This is a genomic window from Marivirga atlantica (assembly GCF_016734805.1).
Lineage (GTDB): Bacteria > Bacteroidota > Bacteroidia > Cytophagales > Cyclobacteriaceae > Marivirga > Marivirga atlantica.
In genome coordinates, this window is sequence record NZ_JAERQG010000002.1 from 839,316 (window position 1) to 844,685 (window position 5,370).

The window sequence follows — 5,370 nt, forward strand, 5'->3', positions numbered from 1 at the left end:
CATGATTGAATTCAGCCAGGTAAGCAAGAATTTTGAAGGGGCTAGTGTACTCAATAAAGTGAATTTGAAGGTTAATAGGGGGGAGTTTTTAGTTCTATTGGGGGCTAGCGGTAGTGGAAAAACTACCATGTTAAAAATGATTAATGGGATGGAAGAACCTAGTGCAGGTGAAGTTATGATTCATGATAAGCCACTTCATCAGTTAGACTTAGTTCATCTAAGGAGAAGAATAGGTTATGTGATTCAGGATGTAGGGCTTTTTCCTCATTATTCTGTCTTTAAAAATATAGGTTTATTGCCTAAGCTCGCAGGAGAGAAGCCAGATGACATCGAATTTAAGGTGAAACATTGGATGAAAAGGTTAGATCTTGATTATGAGGAGCATGCCAACAAATACCCTGAAAACTTAAGTGGTGGGCAGGCACAGCGAGTGGGGCTGGCACGAGCAATGGCAGGAGAACCAGATATTATGCTGCTGGATGAACCCTTTAGCGCCTTGGATCCACTCATCAGAAATCAAATAAGAAAGGATTATAGGCAAATTCAAAAAAAGGAAGCAATTACTACCGTAATGGTCACCCACGATTTATTGGAAGCTGTTGAACTAGCAGATAAAATTTGTCTGATTGCTGACGGTGAAATTCAGCAGATAGATACGCCCGAAAGACTGATATTCAAGCCAAAAACGGATAAAGTAAAAGCTTTTACGGCTGGTGATAAATATCAGGCAGCACTTGCAGCTTGTAAAATTCATTCTCTAAAACCTTATGTACATCAATTACCTAATAATATAAGAGAAGAAGGAACGCTACTTGAAGCTTTACAATTTGTGGAAGATAAAGATGAGCAAATATTGATGAAAGCCTTTGCTCAATATAAGGAGCAATGGCGTGAGTGATTTTCTTACCTTTTTTTTGGAAAATCGTGATGAGGTGCTTAAACAGCTGCTTGAGCACATTGAGCTCACCTTTATTTCATTAGCGATAGCAACACTTTTAGGTGTTTTATTAGGGATAATTGTTTCGAAAGTTAAGCGCTTGTCTAAAACCATATTAGGCTTTGTTAATATCATACAAACAATTCCGAGTCTGGCTTTACTGGGTTTTTTATTACCAATACTCGGGATAGGAGTGGTTCCAGCAATTGTGGCATTACTTCTATATGCCTTATTGCCTATAGTAAGAAATACCTATACCGGAATTGCAGAGGTAGCACCGTCAGTAAAGGAATCTGCCATAGCTATGGGTTTAACGTCAAGACAATTGCTACTAAAAGTAGAATTGCCATTGGCTTTGCCTTACATCATGGCAGGTATAAAAACAGCCTCCGTAATTAATGTGGGTGTTGCAACTTTAAGTGCCTTTATTGCTGCTGGTGGATTGGGCAAGTTTATCCTGCAAGGCATACAACTCAACAATAGCTACATGATCTTAGCAGGAGCGATTCCTGCATCTTTATTAGCCCTGATGCTTGATTCTGTTTTAGGTCTTATTGGTAAGAGTAGCTTGAAAGTCATTAAAATTGTACTGGTAAGCTTTGGTTCCTTACTGCTCATTTATCTTGGTTACGAGTTTTTCAAGGGAGAGAAGCCCAATGAAGGCCCATATATCAAGGGTGGATTTCCTTCAGAGTTTATTTACAGAGAAGATGGTTTGAAGGGCTTGTTTGAAGCTTATGATTTTGAAATTCCTTACGTAGAGATGGAAATAGGTTTGATGTACAAAGCTTTACAACAGCAAGAGGTTGATTTAATTAGCGGCTTCTCTACCGATGGGCGAATAAAGGCTTATGACCTAAAAGTATTAAAGGATGATCAAAACTATTTCCCACCTTATGAAGCAGCTGCAATGCTAAGAAATGAAATAGTCAACAAACATCCTGATATTCTAAAGGCTTTAAATCGACTTAGCCTGCAAATAGATGATTCTACTATGACAGCTCTTAATTATGAAGTGGATGAACTGGGCAGGCAGCCTGCAGAAGTAGCTTTTGATTATTTAAAATCTAATCAATTTGTAAATGACGAACTATCAAAGCCAGCAAAACGGAATGTGACTATTACCATAGGTAGCAAAGCATTTACAGAGAACTACATCTTGGCTCATCTTTTTCGCTACATAATCGAATATCAAACTAACTGTAGGGTTGAATTGAAGCTGGGTTTCGGAGGTACAAAGCTTTTGATGGATGCTATGAAAAATAGCGAGATTGACCTTTACCCAGAATATACAGGAACGGCATTACTGCTGATGTTAGAAAATGAAGATGAAAAAGTGTCAGATTTATTCAAATCACCAGATGAAGTTTATTATTATGTAATCAAAGAGTCAAAAGAACAATTTGATTTTGTATGGAGTAGGCCACTCGGCTTTAATAATACCTTTGCCATGCTGATGCGAAAGGAGCAGGCCAATGCACTTGAAGTAGAAAAAATAAGTGATTTGGCTGAAATAGTTCGTTAGAGTTGTTTTGCTTTTTTACTGGCTCTTCTTTCTCTGCTCCATTGCAGAATAGCTCTGGCAACAAAATAGCTTATAATTGAAATAGGAATAGTCACAGCTAAATTACCAATCACAAATTGCTTGAAATATAAGATGGTAGTATCGAGCCATTTATACGCTGTTTCTATGGGAGGGATGGAAGAAGAAATAAATGAACCTACTTTGAAACTAGCCCAATATACAGGCAATACGGTAAAGGCATTCCAAACTAGCATGGAAAGCAATACAGCCATTTTATTAAGCTCCTTAAATATGGCCAATAAGGCAAAACCAATGGCTGTGCTAAAGCCGGGAGTAGGAAAAATAGCTATTTCAGTACCAATGGCATAACTAATGGCAATGATATGGTCTGATTTGTCAGACGTTAATACTTCATGCCAATATCGCTTTAATTTGAAGCGATACTTATCTAAATAATAAATAAATTTTTCCCTCAGATTAGCCACCTACTTTTTTGGCTTTATAGCCTTCTTTAGTAAGCGTCTGCACAATTTTATCTCTAAAGTCACCTTGAATTAAGATTTCCCCATCTTTTGCAGAACCACCAACACCACATTTACTTTTAAGCAGTTTGCCTAAATCTTTTAGATCGTCAGCAGTACCTACAAAGCCAGTTATTAAGCTAACTTTTTTACCGGCTCTAGCCTTTTTATCAAGCTGTACTTTTAGGTTTTGTTCAGCTGGAGGCAATGTCTCCTCTTCGAATGACTCTTCATAATCGTATTCGAAATCATCATTAGTGGAATACACAATACCTTCTCTGTTTTTCTTATTCTTTCCCATATCAGTTTACTATTAGTTTTTCAAAAGAAAGGAATTCTAAAGTTCTTTCAAATTCTGACGAAATATCTGCTTTTATGTTTACCGCTTTGTTACTTGTTGGGTGGGTAAAGTTCAATTCCTTCGCATGAAGCATCATTTTATCCATCTGCCACTTTTCTTTAAATAGCTTATTTTGTTTGTTGCAACCATGTGGGCGGTCACCAATAATAGGATGGTTGATATGTGCCATATGTTTTCGGATCTGATGCATACGCCCTGTCTCAGGCTTTACCTCTAAGAGCGAGTATCTGGATGTATTATGCTTGCCAAAAGGAACAGCAATTTCAGTTCTTTGTAATGTCCTATAGTGCGTTACGGCTTCTTGCAACTGACCATTTTCCTTCCTTAAAGCATAATCGATGGTTCCTTTATCTTCAGTAAAACCTCTGACTATGGCGAGATAAGTTTTTCCGACCTGCTTTTCCGCAAACAGCTGTTTCATGGATTTATCCATTTCTTCAGACAAAGCAAAAAGCAGAATACCTGAAGTTTTTCTATCAATTCTGTGAACAGGATAGACTTTTTGTCCTAGTTGATCACGAAGTAATTGCAAAGCAAATACATCTGCTTCGGCTGCTATTTTACTCCTATGGACAAGTAAGCCATGTGGTTTATTAATAGCCACGAGTTGCTCATCCTGGTATATGATATCTAACACAATAGACTCAATCGTTTCCATAACACAAAGCTCTGAAAATAAATTGAAAGCCTGTATTACACTATTGATTTAATGTGTTGGAATATTTTTTCCACCAGTAATAATTTTCAGAATGATCATTTTTGCTAAACCATTCCCCTTGTGGTAGTGTAATTAAAGGTAACTGATCATTTTGGCTCATCTCTACCAATTGTTGTATAGGCTCATACCAACTATGGAGGGCTAAATCAAAAGTACCCCAATGAATAGGAAAAAACTTTTCTGTTCTTAATTGATGATAAGCTTCAACCGCTTCTTTCGGGTCCATATGGATGTCGTGCCAGGCTTCATTGTAGGCACCTATTGGTAGCAGGGCCATATCGAATGGACCAAGCTTTTGATCTATTTCGGCAAAGCCATCAAAAATACCAGTATCGCCTCCGAAGTATACTTTTTCGTTATCCCACTGGATTACCCAACTAGCCCAAAATGTATTATTCTGGCTAAAAAGCCTTCCACTAAAATGGCGTGCAGGCGTAGCCGTAATAGTTATTTCATGATCTTGTTGTGCCTGATCCCACCAACTAAACTCTTTGATTTTTTCCTTTGGAATACCCCATGATTCCAATGAAGCGGCTACTCCTAAAGGCACGTAGAAATATTTAGTCTTTTCCGTTAGTTTAACTATAGTTTCATAATCTAAATGGTCGTAATGATCATGTGAATAAATTACAGCCTCAAGCTCGGGTAAATCCTCCGCTGAAATAGGTGGTGCGCTATAACGTTTTGGCCCCATAAAACTGAAGGGCGATGCCCGTTTGCCGAGCATAGGGTCGAGCAAAATGTATTTGCCTTTCTTCTCCATCAAGATAGCAGCATGTCCTAACCAATTATAATGAATTGTATTACTTGTATCCTTACTCAGCAATTCACTATTCGTTTCCTGAAAAACATAGTCTGAACTAGGAGCACTTTCAGCTTTTCTGTTGATATATTCCTTTATAATGCCAGGCATCTGGCTGAAGTCAGCACTTTTGGTTTCAACTACATTTTGGAATTTACCATTCTGGTAATAAGGAGATTGCTCCATCTTAGCTTGTTTGGGAGCTTTACCCACTGAGGGTACTAAGTATTTAACCATATAATATCCTGCTATTAAAATGATGGCTATTATGAATAGCCACTTAAAAAGGTTCTTTACGAATTTCATTGGATGGGATAACGAGGATAAGTGTGGATTGGTTTTAAAACACTAATGGAGGTTGAGGCGGAAAAGGTCAGATTTCTAATCTAAAAATAGTCCATATTCATCGAACAATAAAAATATTTATTGAACAGGCATTGGCAATCTATACATTAGTAGTTAGTTTCGTGGCTTGAAAAAAGTTGTATCACCCAAAACCTAACAAT

The 5,370-nt window shown here is 37.6% G+C and carries 6 protein-coding genes; 2 read left to right on the forward strand and 4 right to left on the reverse strand.

Annotated elements, in window-relative coordinates:
* Position 1: 1 nt before the first annotated feature.
* The gene (locus JKP34_RS10805; protein WP_201920941.1) at positions 2-898 is read left to right on the forward strand and encodes an ATP-binding cassette domain-containing protein; all 897 of its coding nucleotides are present in this window, start codon (positions 2-4) and stop codon (positions 896-898) included.
* Positions 891-2,462, forward strand: coding sequence for an ABC transporter permease/substrate-binding protein (locus JKP34_RS10810; RefSeq protein WP_201920945.1), 1,572 nt, complete (start codon positions 891-893; stop codon positions 2,460-2,462). Before JKP34_RS10805 ends, JKP34_RS10810 begins: the two co-directional genes overlap by 8 nt.
* On the opposite strand, the gene JKP34_RS10815 is transcribed toward JKP34_RS10810, so the two are convergent.
* Genes JKP34_RS10815 through JKP34_RS10830 form a run of 4 tightly spaced genes read right to left on the reverse strand, consistent with a single transcriptional unit; the run spans position 2,459 to position 5,170 of the window.
* Entirely contained in the window at positions 2,459-2,947 is a 489-nt protein-coding gene (locus JKP34_RS10815; RefSeq protein ID WP_201920948.1) for a DUF2062 domain-containing protein, read from the reverse strand. The genes JKP34_RS10810 and JKP34_RS10815 overlap by 4 nt on opposite strands.
* The gene (locus tag JKP34_RS10820) at positions 2,940-3,284 is read right to left on the reverse strand and encodes a translation initiation factor (protein WP_201920951.1); all 345 of its coding nucleotides are present in this window, start codon (positions 3,282-3,284) and stop codon (positions 2,940-2,942) included. The genes JKP34_RS10815 and JKP34_RS10820 overlap by 8 nt, the downstream gene beginning before the upstream one ends.
* A gap of 1 nt (position 3,285) precedes the next feature.
* Positions 3,286-4,002 carry a pseudouridine synthase gene (locus JKP34_RS10825; RefSeq protein WP_201920954.1) on the reverse strand — a complete coding sequence of 239 codons (717 nt, stop codon included), beginning with the start codon at positions 4,000-4,002 and terminating at the stop codon, positions 3,286-3,288.
* Between the two features lie 40 nt (positions 4,003-4,042).
* Positions 4,043-5,170 carry an MBL fold metallo-hydrolase gene (locus JKP34_RS10830; protein WP_201920955.1) on the reverse strand — a complete coding sequence of 376 codons (1,128 nt, stop codon included), beginning with the start codon at positions 5,168-5,170 and terminating at the stop codon, positions 4,043-4,045.
* Between the last annotated feature and the right edge of the window lie 200 nt (positions 5,171-5,370).

Bases quoted from the DNA above. Each gene is read 5' to 3' on its own strand.
- JKP34_RS10820 (WP_201920951.1), bottom strand. From the start codon at position 3,284: ATGGGAAAGAATAAGAAAAACAGAGAAGGTATTGTGTATTCCACTAAT.
- JKP34_RS10830 (WP_201920955.1), bottom strand. From the start codon at position 5,170: ATGAAATTCGTAAAGAACCTTTTTAAGTGGCTATTCATAATAGCCATC.
- JKP34_RS10825 (WP_201920954.1), bottom strand. From the start codon at position 4,002: ATGGAAACGATTGAGTCTATTGTGTTAGATATCATATACCAGGATGAG.
- JKP34_RS10805 (WP_201920941.1), top strand. From the start codon at position 2: ATGATTGAATTCAGCCAGGTAAGCAAGAATTTTGAAGGGGCTAGTGTA.